The sequence below is a fragment of the Fervidicoccaceae archaeon genome (assembly GCA_038734945.1).
Taxonomy (GTDB): Archaea; Thermoproteota; Thermoprotei_A; order Sulfolobales; family Fervidicoccaceae; genus ARK-14.
This window is the reverse complement of record JAVYOA010000001.1, coordinates 148,281-167,349: the sequence shown is the minus strand read 5'-3', so window position 1 is coordinate 167,349 and position 19,069 is coordinate 148,281. Positions and strand designations below refer to the sequence as shown.

18 protein-coding genes are annotated in these 19,069 nt (G+C 46.4%); 3 read left to right on the top strand and 15 right to left on the bottom strand.

Annotated elements, in window-relative coordinates; genetic code table 11:
* Positions 1-11: 11 nt before the first annotated feature.
* On the bottom strand, positions 12-1,373 hold the full coding sequence (locus tag QXR92_00890) for an ABC transporter substrate-binding protein (GenBank protein MEM0318569.1): 1,362 nt from the start codon (positions 1,371-1,373) through the stop codon (positions 12-14).
* A gap of 152 nt (positions 1,374-1,525) precedes the next feature.
* Here QXR92_00890 and QXR92_00885 point away from each other — a divergent pair, with 152 nt between their 5' ends.
* Positions 1,526-2,707, top strand: a complete 1,182-nt coding sequence (locus QXR92_00885) for an FprA family A-type flavoprotein (GenBank protein MEM0318568.1) — start codon at positions 1,526-1,528, stop codon at positions 2,705-2,707.
* Between the two features lie 2 nt (positions 2,708-2,709).
* Here QXR92_00885 and QXR92_00880 read toward each other — a convergent pair whose 3' ends face one another.
* From QXR92_00880 to QXR92_00835, 10 genes are all read right to left on the bottom strand, one after another.
* Entirely contained in the window at positions 2,710-3,981 is a 1,272-nt protein-coding gene (locus tag QXR92_00880; protein MEM0318567.1) for an amidohydrolase family protein, read from the bottom strand.
* Positions 3,982-3,997: 16 nt separating this feature from the next.
* Positions 3,998-4,954, bottom strand: a complete 957-nt coding sequence (locus QXR92_00875) for an ABC transporter ATP-binding protein (GenBank protein ID MEM0318566.1) — start codon at positions 4,952-4,954, stop codon at positions 3,998-4,000.
* Positions 4,938-5,927, bottom strand: coding sequence for an ABC transporter ATP-binding protein (locus QXR92_00870; GenBank protein MEM0318565.1), 990 nt, complete (start codon positions 5,925-5,927; stop codon positions 4,938-4,940). The genes QXR92_00875 and QXR92_00870 overlap by 17 nt, the downstream gene beginning before the upstream one ends.
* The gene (locus QXR92_00865) at positions 5,924-6,802 is read right to left on the bottom strand and encodes an ABC transporter permease (GenBank protein MEM0318564.1); all 879 of its coding nucleotides are present in this window, start codon (positions 6,800-6,802) and stop codon (positions 5,924-5,926) included. The genes QXR92_00870 and QXR92_00865 overlap by 4 nt, the downstream gene beginning before the upstream one ends.
* Entirely contained in the window at positions 6,802-7,737 is a 936-nt protein-coding gene (locus QXR92_00860; protein ID MEM0318563.1) for an ABC transporter permease, read from the bottom strand. Before QXR92_00860 ends, QXR92_00865 begins: the two co-directional genes overlap by 1 nt.
* 9 nt (positions 7,738-7,746) lie before the next feature.
* Entirely contained in the window at positions 7,747-9,465 is a 1,719-nt protein-coding gene (locus QXR92_00855) for an ABC transporter substrate-binding protein (protein ID MEM0318562.1), read from the bottom strand.
* Positions 9,466-9,564: 99 nt separating this feature from the next.
* Positions 9,565-9,687: a hypothetical protein gene (locus QXR92_00850; protein ID MEM0318561.1), complete on the bottom strand. Its 123-nt coding sequence runs from the start codon at positions 9,685-9,687 to the stop codon at positions 9,565-9,567.
* Between the two features lie 118 nt (positions 9,688-9,805).
* Positions 9,806-11,359: a glutamine-hydrolyzing GMP synthase gene (guaA, locus tag QXR92_00845; GenBank protein ID MEM0318560.1), complete on the bottom strand. Its 1,554-nt coding sequence runs from the start codon at positions 11,357-11,359 to the stop codon at positions 9,806-9,808.
* The gene (locus tag QXR92_00840) at positions 11,356-12,453 is read right to left on the bottom strand and encodes a hypothetical protein (protein ID MEM0318559.1); all 1,098 of its coding nucleotides are present in this window, start codon (positions 12,451-12,453) and stop codon (positions 11,356-11,358) included. The genes guaA and QXR92_00840 overlap by 4 nt, the downstream gene beginning before the upstream one ends.
* Positions 12,435-13,505, bottom strand: coding sequence for an IMP dehydrogenase (locus QXR92_00835; protein MEM0318558.1), 1,071 nt, complete (start codon positions 13,503-13,505; stop codon positions 12,435-12,437). Before QXR92_00835 ends, QXR92_00840 begins: the two co-directional genes overlap by 19 nt.
* Positions 13,506-13,816: 311 nt before the next feature.
* On the opposite strand from QXR92_00835, the gene QXR92_00830 reads away from it, so the two are divergent.
* Complete coding sequence (locus tag QXR92_00830) at positions 13,817-15,139, top strand: hypothetical protein (GenBank protein MEM0318557.1); 1,323 nt, start codon at positions 13,817-13,819, stop codon at positions 15,137-15,139.
* Here QXR92_00830 and QXR92_00825 read toward each other — a convergent pair.
* The 4 genes from QXR92_00825 to QXR92_00810 all read right to left on the bottom strand — a co-directional run bounded on the left by QXR92_00825 (position 15,136) and on the right by QXR92_00810 (position 17,841).
* Entirely contained in the window at positions 15,136-15,561 is a 426-nt protein-coding gene (locus tag QXR92_00825) for a hypothetical protein (GenBank protein MEM0318556.1), read from the bottom strand. The genes QXR92_00830 and QXR92_00825 overlap by 4 nt on opposite strands.
* On the bottom strand, positions 15,558-15,935 hold the full coding sequence (locus QXR92_00820) for a hypothetical protein (protein ID MEM0318555.1): 378 nt from the start codon (positions 15,933-15,935) through the stop codon (positions 15,558-15,560). Before QXR92_00820 ends, QXR92_00825 begins: the two co-directional genes overlap by 4 nt.
* A gap of 14 nt (positions 15,936-15,949) precedes the next feature.
* On the bottom strand, positions 15,950-16,225 hold the full coding sequence (locus tag QXR92_00815; protein MEM0318554.1) for a hypothetical protein: 276 nt from the start codon (positions 16,223-16,225) through the stop codon (positions 15,950-15,952).
* Positions 16,226-16,389: 164 nt separating this feature from the next.
* Positions 16,390-17,841, bottom strand: a complete 1,452-nt coding sequence (locus tag QXR92_00810) for an APC family permease (GenBank protein ID MEM0318553.1) — start codon at positions 17,839-17,841, stop codon at positions 16,390-16,392.
* 166 nt (positions 17,842-18,007) lie between these two features.
* Between QXR92_00810 and QXR92_00805 the strand changes: the two genes are divergently transcribed.
* The gene (locus tag QXR92_00805) at positions 18,008-19,045 is read left to right on the top strand and encodes a dipeptidase (protein MEM0318552.1); all 1,038 of its coding nucleotides are present in this window, start codon (positions 18,008-18,010) and stop codon (positions 19,043-19,045) included.
* Positions 19,046-19,069: the final 24 nt, after the last annotated feature.

Sequence of the window (19,069 nt, the reverse complement as noted above, 5' to 3'; positions counted from 1 at the left end):
TTTTAAAAAAATCATTTGGATGGAGCCCAGCCAGGCCTTGGAAAGATTGCTGAGAATCCTGGCTGAGCCTCTGGCCACACAACAACTGGAGTTAGATTGCCGCTGACCAGCTGAACCTGCAGAATTGCCGTCTGCGGATACAGGTTATCTCCATCAGGAGAGAACTTTATGTGCCCAGATGGATAAAGCTGGGCTGCTATGCTGTTTGTGTCATTGAGGTCAAGGCTCATGAATGCAGCTCTCAAATTGTCTGGATTAAGGGGGTCGTTGGGAAACATCTTTCCTGCCTTCTCGAGAGCTTCATATACTGTCAGGAGAGAGTAGAAGATTATTCCTGCCCCCTCTGTTGGAAGCTTTCCATATCTCTGCTCGAACATTGATACAACTTTCTGGTTCCATTGAGTGGGGCGAGCGGGGTTGTAGCTGTATGTGTTAGTGTAGTAGAGCACAGCGTTTCCTGCTGCCTTTATCGAATCGGGATCTGTGTATCCACATGCTCCGGCGCCCGCTATGAAGGCGAACTTGAGGCCTGCTGCCTGAATGGCCTTGGCAAGAAGGACCCCATCGTTGAAATATGGAACAGATATGAGAATGTCTGCATTGAGCTGCTTGATTTGGTTGATGATTGGAGTTACATCGGAAATGTCATATGGATATGTTATGTGAGAAACCACCTCTATTCCGTTTGACACGAGCTCCAGGACTGCTCCATTAGCTACAGTTGTTCCGAAAATAGAGTCCTCGTTGAGAACTACCGCTGTCTTAATTGTTGTATTTGTTTTCTTTGCCATATCTAGAACAAAGTCCACTGCTGCCTTACCATGGGCGCTGGCCTTTGGAGCTACTCTGAATATGTACTGCCATCCCTGCTGGGTTAGTGAGTCCACAAGAGCATCGGTCACTAGTATGACTTTGTTCTGCTCGGTCACGGCTGCCATGGCAGAAGTGAATCTGGAAACATATGCGCCCAGCATTATGGGAACATGGTACGTTGATATGAGCTTCTGGGCTGCTAGCCTCGCACTCTCAGGCGTCCCTCCAGCATCCTCAGTCACAAGTACGAGCTTTGCTCCTCCCATGGATTTTATCCCGCCCAGCTCGTTGTTTATTATGTCAACTATCAGCTGGGCAGCCTGCTGCGCCTCTTGACCAAAGACAGCATAGCTTCCTGTTAGGGGCTCAACGAGACCTATGTATATTTGCTTTGGAGGCGCTGTCGTGTTTGTTAGAGGAGTTGTTGTTGGAGAAACCGTAGTGGTTGTAGGCGCTCCTCCCCTTGTGGCCAAGTATATTCCGATTACTGCAAGGATCACGATTATTATTGCTATTGTTGCTACTGCTGCAGAAGATAGGGTTCTTTTTCCACCTCCCATTAGAAAATCCACCTACTTTTGTGGGTTAGAATATTCAATAGTTCTGTAAACTAAACCATATATTTAATCTTTTTCAATCAAAAATAACGATTGTCGCTGATAAAGACAATGAATAAATGGGGGAATTCCCCATGTAATATTGGTGTCCTGATTTGTTATTGAGAGCTGTTGAAATAGATAGGAATGTCTTCTGGATTGGAGCCAGGGACTACTCGAGAACCCTCTTTGATTCCCTCATTCGCCTCCCAAGGGGGACATCTTATAATTCCTACTTAGTTGTCGGAGAAGAGGGAGCTGCTGTAATTGATACGGTTAATCCTGGCTTCGAGGATGTTCTGGAGAGCAGAATAAAATCGGTCATCGAACCAGAGAGAATAAAGTATCTGGTAATGAATCATGCTGAGCCTGACCATGCTGGAGCAGTTGCAAGAGTGCTGAGCATGAGCAAGGAGATAAAGCTGGTTACTACTCAACTTGGAGCAAAGTATGTAAGGCTATTCTACGACATTCCGCAAGAGAGAATTGCTATTGTGAGGGATGGAGACAGGATAAATCTGGGAAAATACACATTGAAGTTCATCGAGGCTCCAATGCTCCACTGGCCCGAGACCATGTTCACTTTTCTGGAAGAACGCGGAATTTTGTTCCCATGTGACTTCTTTGGAGCGCATTTGGCTAATGGGCTCTGGAGCGATGAGGTTGATGACGTCCTTTATCACGCAAAGAGGTACTGGGGTGAGATAATGATGCCCTTCAGGACGAATGCTTTGAAGGCTCTGCAGAAGATCTCCGGATTGAATATAAAAATGATAGCTCCTTCGCATGGTCCAATATACAGGAGGACAGGCGAGATAATGCAGCTGTACAAAGACTGGAGCGAGGGAAAAACAAAAGAGAAGGTTACTGTTTTGTTTGTATCTATGTGGGGGCATGCCTTGAGTGCTGCTGAGCTAATAGCATCGGAACTGAGGGCTAGGGGAGTTGAGGTGGCAATGCATGATGCTTCCCTTGCTGATCCCGGGGATGTAGCAGCGGATTTTGTTGATTCGAGAGGCATAGTGCTGGCTTCATCGACGCTGGAGGCCCATGTTCATCCAATGGCAGCACTGTATCTGAATGTTGCTAAGCTCCTCAGGCCTCCGCTGAAATATGCTGCATCTGTTGTAACATATCTGTGGGGGACAGGGGCGGACAAGGAAATTGAAGAAGCTCTCAGGAGCTTGGGACTGGAGTATATTGGAGGAGTGAAGATAAATGTGAAGCCCACAACAAGTGATCTGGAGGAGCTCAAAAAAATAGCAGGTTTGATGGCTGAAAAAGTTAAGCGATCTTGATGCTATTCAGGAAGGGAGTTTTTTACTATTTCTCCCCCCTTCATAACTAGCTCTATGTTCTCCGCTTTCAGTAGGGAGTCTATGCTGAGCAGAGGATTCTCTCTGACAAGCACTAAATCGGCCAGTTTTCCCTTCTCTATTTTTCCAAGGATCTCCTTCATTCCAGCCACTTCAGAAGCGACTTCCGTTGAAGCTCTTATTGCCTCTGCTGGGGACATGCCGAGCTTCTCAACAAACAGCTTCAGCTCGAGGGCGTTTTCCCCGTGTGGGAAGAATCCTCCAAGGAAGTCGGTCCCTGTTGCCAGCTTCACACCCAGCTTTCTTGCCTTTCTAGCATTCTCCACGTGCTCCTTGAAGACTTCTTCTGATTTCCTGAGCCCCCACTCAGGTATACCGGCCTTTGCTCCAACTTCAAGTATTTTGTGTACTATGGCAAGCGTTGGAACTACTACAGCATCTTTCTCCTTTGCAAGCTCCGCAGCTTCCTCATCCATGTATATGGCATGGGCAATCACCTTGACTCCAGCATTGAGTGCATTAATTATTCCCTCCTTTCCCTGAGCATGAGCGTGAACGAATCTTTTCGCCGCTCTGGCTTCATCAACTATTACCTTGAGCTCCTCTAGTGTGAATTGTCTGTACTCTGGTCTGTCTCTCTGAGATAGCACACCACCTGTAGCCATTACCTTTATGAAATCTGCTCCCTCTCTCAGCGCATACCTGGCTGCCTTCCTGCATTCCGCTTCTCCATCACATATTAGCCCCTTAAGTGGCTTCATGAACTTGCTGGTCCTTGCATCAACATATTCAACAGGCATGTAGTGCACGTCTCCATGACCAAAGGTTGGGGAGAGGGAGAAGCCAGCAGCAAATATTCTAGGTCCAACAATTGTTCCCTCGCTGACGGCCTCTCTCAGGTGAAGGGCAACTATGCCACCCGCATCCACTATGGTTGTGAATCCTGCGTTTATCAGCCTCTCCAGATCCTTCACGCCCCTGGCAAAGAACACTCCCATTGGAGTAAGGAGGGGTTCCTTCACGCTATCCCCTGTCCTCATTCCAGTTATGTGGAGATGGGCATCGATTAGGCCAGGAAGGGCTACCCTTCCTCTTCCATCTATGAGATGGGCATCTTGGGGTAGCTCCACGCTTCCCTTGCTTCCAGCTTCCACTATCTTTCCATTTTCCACAACTACTGTTCCATTCTCTATTAGATTCATCCTCTCAGATGAGAATATTCTCACATTATCTATGACAATTTTGTTTGTTTTCATTTTTTACACGCCTCTCTCAGTTCTTTGTGTATATATGACAAAAAACGACATGGCCCTTTTCCTCCATTACAGGAGGAGGATCCTCCCTCCTGCATCTCTCAGTAGCAAGCGGGCATATTGTCTGAAGCTTGCAGCCTGAGATAGGGGGAGGGGAATGAGTTTCCTTCAGTCGGAGCTTCTTACCATCTAGGTCTGTTCCCCTCAGATAGATTGAGGGGAGAGATGTGAGGAGGTGCCTCGTATAGGGGTGCATGGGATTTTCAATTAGCTCCTCAGCATCGAGGATCTCCACGATCTTTCCAAGATACATGACTGCGACTCTGTTGCTAATGGCCCTCGTTATGGGAAGATCGTGGCTTATGAAAAGGAGGGTGAAGCCAAGGACTTCTTGAAGCTCCCGTATTAATGAGAGGATTTGAACCTTCACTGTGGCATCCAAACCAGAGACAATTTCGTCTCCTACTATGAAGCTTGGCTTTACAGCAAGGGCTCTTGCTATTGCAACTCTCTGCTTCTGCCCTCCAGATATGTGCGATGGGTAGTAATTGGAAATCTTTGGATCCAGTCCTACCATATCGAGCAGCTCCCTGATCTCCTGCTCACTGCCGCTCCTTCCTCCCGCCTCAAGTGCCTCCCTCAAAATTTCTCCGATTCTCATTCTTGGGTTCAGCGAAGTATCTGGATTCTGGAATATCATCTGGACATTTCTCCTGTTTTTCTTCAGATATTCCTCGATGTTCTCTCCGAATAGCTCGGCCTTCCCGGATGATGGTCTTTCTATGCCAACGAGAATCTTCCCCAATGTTGTTTTTCCGGAGCCGCTCTCTCCGAGAAGTCCCAGAACTTCTCCTTTCTCTATGCTCAGGTCTATTCCATCTATGGCCCTTATCTCCACCGACCTCCTGAAGCCTTTTCCGAGCCTGTAGATTTTCTTCAGATTGGCTACTGAAGCCGCGCTAGAGCCCCCATGCATTGAGTATCACCTCTGATTCTGCTTTCCAGCAGTAGACGCTCCTTCCGTCTATTTCCTTCAGCGGAGGGGCTGAGAGAGAGCACCTTTCGCTTGGGAGGGGACATCTTGGACTGAAGGGGCATCCCTCCATCGAAAATCCATTCGAGGATTGGGAAAAAGCCCTTCTCTCCCTCTTCCAAATTCTTTTTACATTTTTGCCAATTGGGACGGAGGAAAGAAGATAGCTCGTGTATGGATGAAGCGGTGATTCCACTATTTTTTCCGTTCTTCCTATCTCCATGATCCTACCCCCATACATAACAACCATTCTATCGGAGGCATCATAGGCTACTCCAATGTCGTGGGTTATGAGGAGGAGGGAGGTTCCATATTCCCGCGAAAGTGTGTTGAGGAGGTCAATTATCTGTGTCTGTGTGGATACGTCCAAAGCGCTTGTAGGTTCATCAGCAACCAGCAGCTTCGGCCTCAGCGCTATGGCTATAGCTATTGCTACCCTCTGTTTCTGACCTCCGGAGAGCTGGTGGGGATAGGAAAAGTAGGATCTCTCTGGGTTTGGTATTCCAACGCTTCGCAGCAGCTCAACTGCCTCGCTTTTGGCCTCGCTTTTTCCATAGCCATGCTCTCTGAACACCTCTGCTATCTGCTCCCCTACAGGATAGAGGGGATCCAGGGAGCTTGATGGGTTCTGAAATACAACTGAGATTTCCTTACCTCTTATCTCCCTTAGCTCGCTCTCGCTTGCCTTGAGCAGATCTCTTCCTTCGAACAAGACTTCCCCACTTGCTATCTCCAGATTCTCCGCTTCCATCCTAGTTATGATGGATGCAAGTGTAGTTTTTCCGGAGCCGCTCTCTCCAACAACTGCTATTCTTTCCCTCCTCTCAATGCTCAGCTCAATATCGCTCAGTACCTTCTCCCTCTTTCTTCCTAGAAAGTAGTATGCTGTTAGATCTCTGATCCTCAGGAGGCTCATTTCATCCTCACCCTCGATGACGGGTCTATTATATCTCTAAGAGTGTTGCCCAAGAGGTTGAATCCAAGCGACAGGAGGAGGAGTACTAGGCCCGGAAAGAGTATCAAGTAAGGTGCTACTCCTATGTAGTTCTTCGCTGTTCCGATTATTGTTCCAAGCTCAGGCTGGGGAGGCTGCACTCCGAGACCAAGAAAGCCCAGCCCAGCAGCCATTAGTATGGCTCCTCCCAGATCTAGGGTGAATTGAGAGACTGTGAGATAGGATATGTTGGGGAGTATGTGCCTGAACATTATCCTGGTGCTGCTGAGACCAAGTAGTTTAGCAGCTATGACATATTCCAAGTTCTTCACTTGGACAACGATCCCCCTTGTTAGCCTCATGTAGGCAGGAACTAAACCAAATGCGATCGCTATGATTATGTTGGTTGTTCCTGGACCTAGGATGGCAACTAGAGCTATTGCTATGAGTATTGATGGTATTGAGAGGAGAGCATCGGAGAGCCTCATGAGGGAGTAGTCCACAATTCCCCCCAAGTACCCTGCCATTAGTCCGAGCAGTGTTCCCAGAGCCGCACCTATTCCGGCACCCAGGAAAGATATGAGTATCGATGTTCTGACTCCGTAAAAGGTTCTCGTGAATAGATCTCTTCCCAGCTCGTCTGTTCCGAATATATGAGAGAGGGATGGCGGTTTCAGCGCATCTGCCAGATTCCCCTTTATCGGGCTGTAGGGGCTTATCATGCCTATTATGAGGGAAATAAAGAGAATAGAGGAAATCATTGAAAGTCCAAGCATCCCCGTCCTGCTCCTCGTAATGAGGATTATGGTGGAATCCACCGATCCAAGTCTCTTTAGGGAATCCAGCTTTACATCCACTAGGCAGCACCTCCAAGCCTTATTCTTGGATCAACTACTGCGTAGAGAGAGTCAACTGCCAGGTTTATGAGCGCGTACATGAGAGCCAGTATGAATATTGCCCCCTGAACCATTGGATAGTCTCTAGCAAAAATTGAGTCCACTACAAGCCTCCCTATTCCAGGCCATGCGAAGACCGTCTCGGTTATCACTGCCCCCCTCATTAGGTTGCCCAACTGCAGCCCGATGACTGTTAGGACTGGTATCATGGCATTTCTCATGATGTGTTTGAATATCACCTTGTTCTTGCTGAGCCCCTTTGCCCTTGCGAGCTTGACAAAGTCCTCTCTCATAACCTCGAGAAAGGTGAACCTCGTTGTTTTTACTATTGGGGACATCACGGATATTGAAAGAGTAAGTGCGGGAAGCAGAATGCTGTATGGGGAGTCTGCCCCTCCTGCCGGTAGGAGCTTGAGCTGAACTGCGAAGAGGAAGATCAACATGAGCCCCAGCCAGAATGTTGGCATAGCTGTGCCCAGAGAGGCAAATGCTGTGACTAAGTAGTCAAGGGTTGAGTCCTTCCTTAGGGCTGCATAGGCTCCAAGAGGTATTCCAACAGCTATGGCTATTGCTAGGCTGACGATGGAGAGATATATAGTGTATGGAAGCCTTGCTAATATTTCACTGAGAACAGGATTGTCCGTCCTTATTGAAATTCCCAGGTTGAATGTGAGCAAGTTCCCCAGGTATTTAATGAGCTGAATTGGTAGGGGGTCATTGAGGCCGTACTTCTCTCTTATCTGCTCAACAACCTGTGGGGGGGCATCAAAACCAGCCAGGAGCCTAGCAGGATCTCCTGGAATCGACCTGAGGAGGATGAACATGAATATGCTAACTGAGAAAACTACTATCATGATGCCGAAAAGCCTTCTAGCAAAAAAAGATATGAATGCCATCTTTAGGGATCACCCCATTCTTATGCTTGCGAAGTCAACCATTTCGTATGGGAAGACTATGACATTACTTAGCGTGCTCCTGTATGCCACAACGAATGCTTGATAGTAGAGGAATATCATTGGAGCATCATTCCATAGTATTTTCGTGAGGTTCTGGTATATCTGCGACCTAAGGTCAGGATCTGTAACTGTTGCTCCCTGCTCCAATAGCTGATCCACAGTGGTGTTGTTGTAGAAGAAGTTGTTGAAGCCGTTTGGAGTGAACTGAGAGGAGTGGAACAGCTGATATGTGTAGAAGTACGGGTCCAGCACGCTCGGAGACCAGCCTAGGAGGAACAGTTGAAGCTCTGTTCTATTCAGTGGAGCCAGTACTGTTGAGACGTATGTGGGCCAGTCATAGGTTCTGACTGATACCTGAAGGCCTATGTCTCTCAGATATTGCGCTACTGTTTCTGCTACCTGCGTGTCGAATAGATATCTCCCGTTCGGAGTTATCAGTGTGACTGAGAAGCCATTGGGATAGCCTGCTTCAGCGAGAAGCTGCTTAGCTTTCTGAGGATCATAGGGATAGGGCCCTACTTTTATGTATCCAACAGATGTCTGGGGAAGCACCGAGTCCACTGGGGAGCCTAGACCGAAGAGAACGTATTTTATGAGGGATGTCTTGTCTATGGCATAATTGAGGGCTTGCCTCACTCTTGGATCGGAGAGGGGGCCATATTTTGTATTTATCCCAATGTACATTTCCCTAGTGGATATCACGCTAGCTACCTTGATATCGCTTCTGGAGCTCAGGCTGGCCACATCGCTTGCTGGAGGCTGAATTATTAAGTCAAGATCGCCTGAGAGGAGCATTGCCTCCCTTGTGCTAGCATCTGGAACTATCTTGAATATTATTTGACTGAAGTATGGAGTTCCGTTCCAGTAGTTCGGATTAGCAACTAGGGTTATGTGATCTCCCTTGACCCATTCTTTGAAGATATATGGTCCCGTGCCTATGCCAACAGGCGACGTTGCTATCTTGTCGCCAAGCTGCTTTGTGGCATTTGGAGCAACTATATAAGCAGAGGCAAGAACTCCGAGGAATGGGGCGAATGGTTTCTTCAGATATATTCTCACAGTGTAGTTGTCAACGACCTCGACTCTATCTATGAGGAGATAGTTTCCTCTTGAGGGGACTTTTACGCTTGGATCGAGAATTCTCTCCAGTGTGAACTTAACTGCCTCAGCGTTGAATGGCTCTCCGTCCTGGAATTTTATCCCCTTCTTGAGAGATATTGTGTAGACCGTTCCATTATCCGATATATTGTAGGATTCTGCGAGAACGGGAATTAGGGTGCCGTTGGGAGAAGTTAAGAAGAGCGGCTCGGCTATGAGCCTGATTATGTTGCTTATTGTTGTTGTGGTCTGTCCGGCTGGGTCGAGTGTATCAGCATCCACACCTATGCCGACTTTCAGCGTTTTTCCCGAGCCCAGCTGGGTTGTTGTCTGCTGTGTTGTGGTTGTTGTTGGAGGAAGTGAAGTTGTGGTAGAGAGAGTTGTTGTGGTTGTTGGTGCTGCGGTGGTTGTAGTCTGTGTTTGTAGTGAGGATCCTCTTGAGAGGAAAATTGCTGCTGCCGCCACGATTGCTACAACAACTATTAGAGCCAGAACTGAGGGTGTGCTAAGGGATCTCTTATTGGATGAGGTCTTTTCCCTGTGATTCTCATTATTTTTATTTGAGTGCATTGTTTCGTCCTCCTTTGAGAGTTTTTTGAAAAGAGAAAAAAGGTAATAGAGTGGGGGAATATTGGGTTTTTATTTATAAAGTATGGTGTGTGGGCCCTCCTAGAGGAGGGCCCAATAAATGATGATCAAAATATAGAGAATGGAGGAGAAAATGCTGAGGAAGGCTGCAGCAGAAGGTGAGGTTGAGTGCTTGCATGCACCTTCTGCTGGGCCCTCCTTCATTTTATCACACTCAAGTGGGAATGAGAGTTGAGTTAATTTTTTCTCGAGGATTAAAAAGTGTTTTTTCAATTTTTTCTCAAGATATCGATTCTTAAGAATTATAAATAATTTTGAAATTCTACTCGAACTCTATGGTCGCGGGCGGCTTCGTGGTTGCATCGAAGAGAACTCTATTTACTCCAGGAACTTCGTTAACTATTCTAGATGCTATCCTCTCAATCAGCCCCCACGGAATCTCTGGCACAGATGCTGTCATTCCATCCTCGCTCTCAACAATTCTTATTGCTACTGCTTCTTCATAGCTTCTGCTGTCTCCCTTTATCCCCACAGTTTTAATTGGAAGAAGAACAGCGAAAGCCTGCCAAACATGTTCGTAGAGATTGAATTTTCTCAGCTCCTCCTCAACTATCTTTGTGGCTTTCCTGACCTTCTTCAGATTTTCCTCTGATATTTCTCCAATTATTCTTATGGCTAGTCCTGGTCCTGGAAATGGATGTTTTTTCAATATATAATTGGGAATCCCCAAGCTTCTGGCTATCTCCCTAACTTCATCCTTGTAGAATTCGGAAAGGGGTTCAATAACATCTAGCCCTTCAATTGTCCTCATTGCCACGTTGTGATGACTCTTTATTTTTTCCGCTCCAGCCCCCGCAGCACCGCTCTCTATTCTGTCAGGATATATTGTTCCCTGAACTAGGTATTTCAGTTTTATCCCTCTTGAAGCGAGATTGGAGGCAAATTCCTCGAAAGCTCTGGCAAAGGTCTCGGAGACTGCTCTTCTCTTCTCCTCGGGATCTGTTATCCCTTTCAGCCTCGAGAGAAATTCCTTGGATTTGTCAGCTATGTAAATGTTCATTATTCCTGCTTCGCTCAGAGCCTTCTTTGCTTCCTCGATCTCCCCTTCCCTCAGGAGACCTGTATCTATAAGAAGGGCATGGATCCTCTCTTTTCCTACAGCCCTTGAAACCAGCACTGCTGCTGTTATTGAGTCTACGCCACCGCTCACTGCAGCTAGTACATCGCCCTCCTTCATCCTTTCCTTCAGCTCCTCAATTATTGCTGTTGCCCTGCTGACCGGAAACCATTCTTTCCCGATCCCAGCCACCCTTGAGAGAAAGTTCTCCAGTATTTCCTTTCCCATCTCGGTATGCTTCACTTCCGGATGGAATTGAAGTCCATAGATGGGAAGGAATAAGTGCCTGAATGCTGCTACAACTTCATTTTCCGTCAATGCCAGGACCTCCGTCTCTTGTGGAAGGATGGAGACGGAGTCCGAGTGCGACATCCAAACTTTAAGATTTGAGGGGACATTGTTAAATATTGGATCTTCCTTCAGGATCTTCATGTTTACTGATCCGTACTCTTCTTTCCTCTTCCTTTCAATGCTACCTCCAAGAGCTTTTGCCAGGAGCTGGTGCCCATAGCATATGCCCATTATTGGTATCTTTTCGGACAATGAGATCTCTAGAATTTCATTAGCTAGTTCGATATCCTCCTTGTTGACGCTTCTGGGTCCTCCGGAGAGGATCAGAGCTCCTGCTTCCTCTCTCTTTGGGATTTTTATGCCTTTCTTTCCTGCCACCATCACGGAGAGCCTGTTGAGCTCTCTTATCCTCCTTGCTATCAGATGTGCATACTGACCTCCAAAATCAATGATGATTATCTTTCTCATGAGGAATCACTTCCGTAGAGGCTAAAGGCCTCCTCTATGACCTCCCTTGCTTCTTTCTCAACCTCTTCTCGATCAATTCCATCCAATTTTCCCTCTACAACTGTCTCCCTTCCATTAACAAGAACCATTTTTGGTCTCGCTCTGCCGGAGGCGACATCAATTAGTGATTCATCGTACAGTGAGATGTCGTTTGAGGCAGGAATGCTGAAGAGCTCATAACCTCCTAAAGTTGCCTTCCCAAGAAGCTGCTCGCTGAAGCCAAAAAGTGAGGTGGAGATTGAGAGGACGTCCCTCATAGTTCCTGTGATCAGGGGCCAGTCGCTTCCCAGAGCATCGAATAGATCGGGAGATGTTAAGGTTCTCCCGTATAGGTAGATGTTGCTGAGTGGACAGGATACTATTTTTAGTCCAAGCTCCCTGCATTCCTCGGGCTCCTCTAGGCAGTGAACTGCTATTAGGCCACCAGCGTTTTCTCCGAGCATCTCTTTGAGCTTAAATGCCTCTTTCTTTCCCTCGCTCAGGTGGAGTGCTACTGGAAGGTTGTTTTTTCTGCTCAGCAAGATCGCTTCTTTGACTGCTTCTCTCCTTGTGAATCCCAGAGAGTGGAGAAATATTCCCAGCTTGATTGTTCCTCCATCTAAATTAGCATGGGATCCGAATATCGTTCTCGCTTCCTCCAAACTTATCCAGCCTTCTCTATCCATGACGGTGGGGAATAGGATTGTCCTGGGGCGAAGGCTTTCTTTCCTTATGGCCAAGATGTTCCCATATATGCTTCCTGTTAGTGCTATGAGGGTTACACCATCAAGAGCGGAGAGCTTAAGTGCAATGGAAGCTAACTTAGATGATAATATTGGATCCTTCCTCAGATCCCCCTCTCTTATTCTTAGCTTTCTTCTGCTGATCCACTCATAGCTATCTCTCCATATTCCCTTTTCCCCTACATCAATTACCTGGGGATGCGCGTGAGCATCGCTGAGTCCGGGAGAGATTGCTGATCTGAAGCTTCCAGAGGCCTTTCCAGGAAGGCAGAATGTGGCTTCTGTAATTACTTTTCTTCCTTGAAATAGCTCCTCTATTTCAAAGCATCCCATTCCCCATCCCTCAGCATTCCTCTCGGTCCTCCCTCTCTGAAGGATGAGGGGGTTATTCTCACCAGCTTGGCTTTCTCCTTAAGTTCACTCAGGTTCCTGGCCCCCACGTATCCCATGCCCTGCTTCAGACCGCCGAGGAGAAAATCGATTATGCTTGAGAGGCTCCCTCTGCATTCTATTAATCCTTCCACCCCCTCAGGAACTCTTTTGAATTCGCCGTATCTAGAGGAGCCGGATTGCAGTGCCCCTTGGCTCCCCATCCCTCTATAGCGCTTGTAGCACTTTCCATTCAACTCAACCCTCTCACCAGGGGCCTCAAGGCTAGATGCTATGAGATAGCCAAGCATGATGGCATCTGCTCCCACAGCGATTGCTTTAACGAGATCTGCCGGCTTTTCAAAACCTCCATCGGCTATTACAGCTACCTCCATATCTGAATCTGAGACAGCATCAGCAACTCTAGCTATTGCAGTGAGCTGGGGGCAGCCAATTCCTGCTATTTCCCTAGTAGTGCAAGCATGTCCTGGGCCTATTCCTACTCTCAGTCCTGAAGCTCCAGCCTCGACCAGAGCTAATGCTGCATCAGCAGTTACTATGTTTCCAGAAATTATTGGAACATCCGATCTGGAGAGTTCTGCTGTCATCTCTATGACGCTCTTGCTGTGTCCATGGGCTGAGTCTATAACTATGCAGCTTACTTCCTCGTCGATTAGCTTTCTTGCCAGCTCAGTATCCCTCGGACCAACTGCTGCTGCAATTGGAATTCCCCTCTCTCTTGCTTCCTTAATTATTGAAATAGCAGCATCTGGGAGGATGTTTCTGGGGAGCACTCCCAGCCCTCCCATGGAGCCAAGGATGAGAGCAACTTCTCTCCCTGTAACTGTGTCCATTGGAGAGCTGAGTATTGGGATAGATAGCTTCAGGCTTGGAGGTATCAGTGTCGATGTTTCAATTTCACTGAAGCTTACATCACTGTAGGACGGGAGCAGAAGGACGTCTTCGAAGGAAAGTGCGAGATCTGCTTCTTCCAGCTTCTTGAGAAAGCCAGGCATGTGAGAAGACCTTTTTCTGAAAATTGATTGTTGAGAGCAAAATAAGCGTATCAGCTCAAATTTTTGAGAATATTTTTATAATGTTTGGGGAGAAAAATAGAAGTTTGGTTGGTACTTCAGATCTCCTTTTCTTCCGTTCTTGAGTCTAATTTTGTTCTAGTTGTTTGGAAATTTCAAGCGAAGCTCAGCAAGGGCTCCTGAATGTCCTCTCATTGCCTTTTGGGCTCGGAGACCGCCACACTCATCATTCTTCGCGAAGTCCAAGGATTTTAATAGAGGAAGGAGAATAAAAGTTTTCTGGGAGATGGCTTTTGGGGGAGAGGGGGATCTCTGGACTCATATCTATTCTCTTTCTGATAGTTGCCTCTCTCATAATATTTGTCTCCCTCTACTCCCTGACCCAGGCCGGTGTGCTGTACATAAAGGGCACTATAGAGAGAGAAGGTATTTTGCAGAGAAGCTTGGATCTGATGAGATCTGTTTCTGGAACATATGTATATGATCCGGGGAGCAAGACATTGAGTGTGAACTTAACGAATCGCTATGGAGAGCCCGCAATAATATCGAGAGTGCTTGTTATATTTGGGGATGGAAGCGCCTTCATGAGCAGCTATATTGGTGAAGTGATAAGGCCGGGGGAGAGCAGGATAATAGCTGTCAATGGAGTTTCCTCTGTGCCTGGAAGCGTCATTGCCCTTCTGCATACATTGAGCGGTACCCAGGCTTCTGTGCCGCTGAGCCCATACTTGGTGGCTCAGCCACCCTCTTATGGGATCCCCTCTCTATCTCTCGTTGAGAACAACGTCATTGCCTATGACGATTTTTTGTCTGATCCCATTTCTTTGAAAAAAATAGTTCCAGTTTCCGGCACATGGAGTTGGAAATCGGGAGCTCTCGTTGTTTCTGGAACGAGCACACTTCCTTCAGGGGAAAATGTGGCTTATTTGAATCTCACAGCATATGGCTATACCTCTTCCTTTCCCTCTTCAGTGTATGTTGTAACCAGGATTCTCGCCTCAGATATGCAGGGAAGCACGGCTGACGTTCTATTCTCGGGATCCACCTCTTTCCTGAACAGCTTCTACGACTCTGGTGTTTATTTTCGGAACAGCAATTTCATGCAGGCAGGCATATGGGTATATACTTCCAGGTGGCTTGGATTGAGCCAGGGGCAAACCATTTCTGCTTCCCTTCCAGTTCTTCTGGAAAGCTACCTCGCCAAGAACGGCTCCTCTGCTGCTATAGGATCTCTCGTTTTAGCATCGCAGCAATCATATGCATCTTACAGCGATTCTTCTCCCCTAAATGTCTCATATATAGGAATTGGGAGCTATAGTAGCACCAATACTTCGTTTGATTTCATCTATGTTACAAGGAGCAGGGATCCTCTATATGTTTACTTCACAGGAATACAGCAGGGATATAAAGTAATTGTAGTTGATAGCAGTGGCAATGTTTACAATGCTACATATGATCCCTCCCTTGGAATGTTCAAGGCATTTATCTACAGCGATGCTTCCAGCTTCTCTCCCATCATAGCAAATGCTACAGTGCTCATTTACAGTGGCACAAGTCTTGTTTCAGCCTATTATGGAGATCTAATGGGAGGCTGCGTTTATTCGCCTCCCTCCTAGCTCTCCTTTCCAAGCATTTCCAGAGCAGAGAGAAGAGCGATAAGAATGGATGCACCAGCTATCGCTGCTATGAGGGGGGAAGCATCCACGGTTATTCTTATGCTCTCTCCAGAAATCGCTGTTTGTACTGATGCCTTCCCCCAGCTAACTATGCTACCCATTATGTAAAGAGCTAGAGCAGCAGAGGCTAGGTAAAGGGGAAGAGAGAGGGGAAATCGGAGTGCAGAGGCTGCTATCTCCATTGTTATTATGAGAGCAAGGGCCAGAAGAAGGTATGAGGAGCTGAAGCTGGGTGCTTCCTCTGTTGGAATGTTGTAGTAGCGCAGAAGCATTGGTATGAGGAGAAAGAACACAGCATAGTAGAGAAGCCCTGTTAAAGTCCCAAGCAATATTCCTCTGAAAATTCTCATGGCTGTGCTCATTTTCCCTGCACTTCCATTGTGACTGGATATATTCCTGCTAGAACAAAACTTATCTTTGTGCTGCTTTTTCCCTCTAATGCGGAGAGGGGAATGGTTATATTCCTTTCATAGATCCCCTCTCTCACGTCTCCAAAGCTAATTGTGCTCCCAGCAATCACTATAGTGAGATTGTTGAAAGTTACCGATATTTCATGTTTGTATATTACCTCCACAACAACGCTTTGATTTTCCAGGACCTCCAGGGGTTTAAGCTCGAGACCGATGGCATTTGGATTTTCCCTGACTTCAAGGAATAGAATGGCAAGAGGGATGAGCATATAGGCTAGCAGGGCTGCCGTGACTATTACAATAGCATACTTGGCTGGACCATACATTTTTATGCAGCCCTTTATTGCCTTGGAATTTCCCTCCTAACTCCAAGCAAGAGCTGTATGCCGTATTTCGTCACGAGGGATCCTCCCCACACAAGAATCCCGAGATAGCCAAGCTTCATGGCCAGAACCAGCAGGGAGGAAATAACGGAGGAGAGAACGTCGTTCACGTTGGATCCTATTACTGAAGGAGCATATGTTTTGTAATCGCTGTAGGCCAAATAAGCAGCGAAGAATATGAGGAAGATGCCTGATGCTATGAGGATATAGGCTGCCACTTGCTCATTCTTCATGTTTCTCAGCTCCTGAAGAAGCTAGAGCTCAAGATGTTTTGAGAGAAGGTTGAATTTAAATCTGTTGTTAACTCCCCAGTTAAAAAAGGATTTTATCTTGCTCTTTTCCCGCTAACAGCTGCTATTGAAGCGGTTTGAAATGCCCAGCAGAATAAATTAAAAAATCATTGTTTTTTGGGCTCCTCCTTCTTCGCTCCGAAAATCTGATCGTAATATTCGCCGAGGAGCCCTCTAGCCACGTTCTCCAAACCGATTTCCCTGATCCTCCCTCTAACGTAGCCAAAGTACAGTAGAATTCCTAAAAGCACCCAAACTATTAGCAGAACATATTCGTAGGGCCACACCAAGCTCACATCTGTGCCAGGAATGAGGGGAGTGATAACTACAGTGAGTCCAATTATCAGCGCTATTCCTCCGATAATGAATGGATATGGAACTGCGAAGGGCCTCTTTAGCTGGGGATATCTTCTTCTTGTTATGAGCATGGAAAGCGTTGCTGTTAACCAGCACACACCGAGAGAGACCCCTCCAACATCGAGGAACCAAACAAGCCCCTTCCTTCCCAGAAGCCCAAGTACCACTGAGACCAGCAGAACAAAGATCAGGGCATTTGTTGGGACATTATATTTGGGACTGAGCTTCTCGAATTGCTTTGGAAATAGGCCTCCTCTTGCCAGGGCATAGATCATTCTCGATATGGTTAGCATAGCAGGTATCCATGATGTTACTAAGCCCAAGAAGGAGGCGAGCCAAGCCACATAGCCCAAACCTGGATGTATCATGTTCAGCTCATCTATGAGGCCATGAGGGGCTGCTGTTGAGGATCCTTGCCAAGGCATCAGAGTTGCTCCTACAAACATCATGGTCATGTACCACAATCCAGCTAGAACTGCGCTCAGAGCTACTAGGTATCCAAACTTCTTCACTTCTACTTTCGTCTCCTCAGCTATCATTGGCAGTGTTTCGAAGCCAGAGAGATAGCCTATTCCTATTAGTGCAAACCTGAAGGCGTTCACTCCTGGATTTGATCCAGGCTTGAAAGGCGGCTCGAAATTCTGCAGAGAGCCTCGAAGAGCTGCGACTATTATCATTATAACTCCTGTGAGCACCAACAATATGAACAGTATTGTTTGGACATGGCCGGTGAGCTTAACGCTGAAGTAGTTCATCGCGAATATCGTAAGCGCTCCTGCCAAACCCACTATTATCCATGGAAGATATACAGGAAAGCCAGCAACTTCATAGAGCGGAAATGTGTTGAGCTGAGGGAATATCCAGCTGAGAAGGTAGGGAAGTCCAACAAAGTAGAAGGATAGGGCAGCAGCGAGCATCCCCAGCAGAAACATCCAAGCAATGAAGAACGATCCTGCTGCACCTATTGCTGGAAATACAAATGCTACCTCTCCCCCCTCTCTTGGAATTGTAGTTGACATCTCTGAATATGCTAGAGCTATTAGAGAGGCCATAACAGTGGCTATTAAGTAGCCCAATATAACAGATCCTGGTCCATAGAGATCATAGAAGGTAGTGTTTAGGTAGACCCAGCTCGTTCCTACAATTCCAGCTACTCCTAGGGCTAGCACATGATACCATGTGAGAACTCTTTTCAATGACATCTAAAAAAACACCTCAAACGAGAAATCCCTTTTTGTAATATTTAAAATTTATTATAATCTTAGAAGTTTGAAAATTATTCCTGATTCTTCACGCTGAACTTTAAAAGGAAGTTTTATATCTAACTAGCAATATTTAAAATTATTAAAAATAGGAGTTGTACTGAAAATGTCTTTGGAATCTCCTTTCTTTTATCCATCCATAGATCTACATGAGGATGTCTCGGCATACTTCCTCTATCATGGAGGGGGAGCACCACTTGGAGACTTCTCTGAGGACATTCCAGGAAGAGATGCAGACATTCCAAAGTACAGGAAGGCTGGAGTAAAAATAGTGTTTTCAGCCATTTTCACCGGAATTGAGAGCTTCAGCCCAGAGGAATCAAGAGCTCTAAAGGAGCTCTACGGCAGCTGGATGCCAGCCACAAAGTATAGAGTTCCTCAATCCATACTCTGGGAGCACATATCTATTTACTACAAGATGGCTGAAGCATATGGAATAAAATTTGTGGAAACTTATGAGGATGCGGAAAGATGCTTGAAGGAAGATGTGGTGTGCTTTCTTTTGCATATGGAGGGAGCTGAGCCCATCGATGAGCCCTATGACTTGGTAGTATTGAAAAAGCTCGGTCTGAGAAGCATAGGAATCACCTGGAACTATCAGAACAAATATGGCACTGGCTGCACTTCAAAGAAGGATTTGGGATTAACGAGTGATGGAGAAGAGCTCATAAGAACTGCAAACAGACTGGGAATAATCGTGGATTTGGCCCATGCTAGCAAGAGAACGGTCATGGATGCTCTTTCAGCGAGCAAGAAGCCCATGATAATAAGTCATGCAAATGTGAGAAAAATTGTAGACAGATCCAGGAACGTCGATGATGAGATTCTTGAAATGCTTTATAAAAATAATGGAGTATTGGGAATCTCGGCAATAGGGCCGCTTATATCTAATAAGCAGAGGCCAAGCATGGAGGATCTCATAAATCACTTCGTGCATGTAAAGGAAAATTTTGGAACTGATATTCTTGCTATAGGGACTGACTTTCTAGGCCTTTTAGGTCTTCCTGCACCAGAAGGATTTGAAAGCATTGATAGGCTTCCCAATCTATACAGCAAGCTCTCTGAAAAGGGATTCGATGACAAGGATCTGAAGAAAATAGCATTTGAAAATGTAATGAGAGTTCTCAAAGCAAACCTACCATAACTTCTCAAAAAGCATTATCAAGTG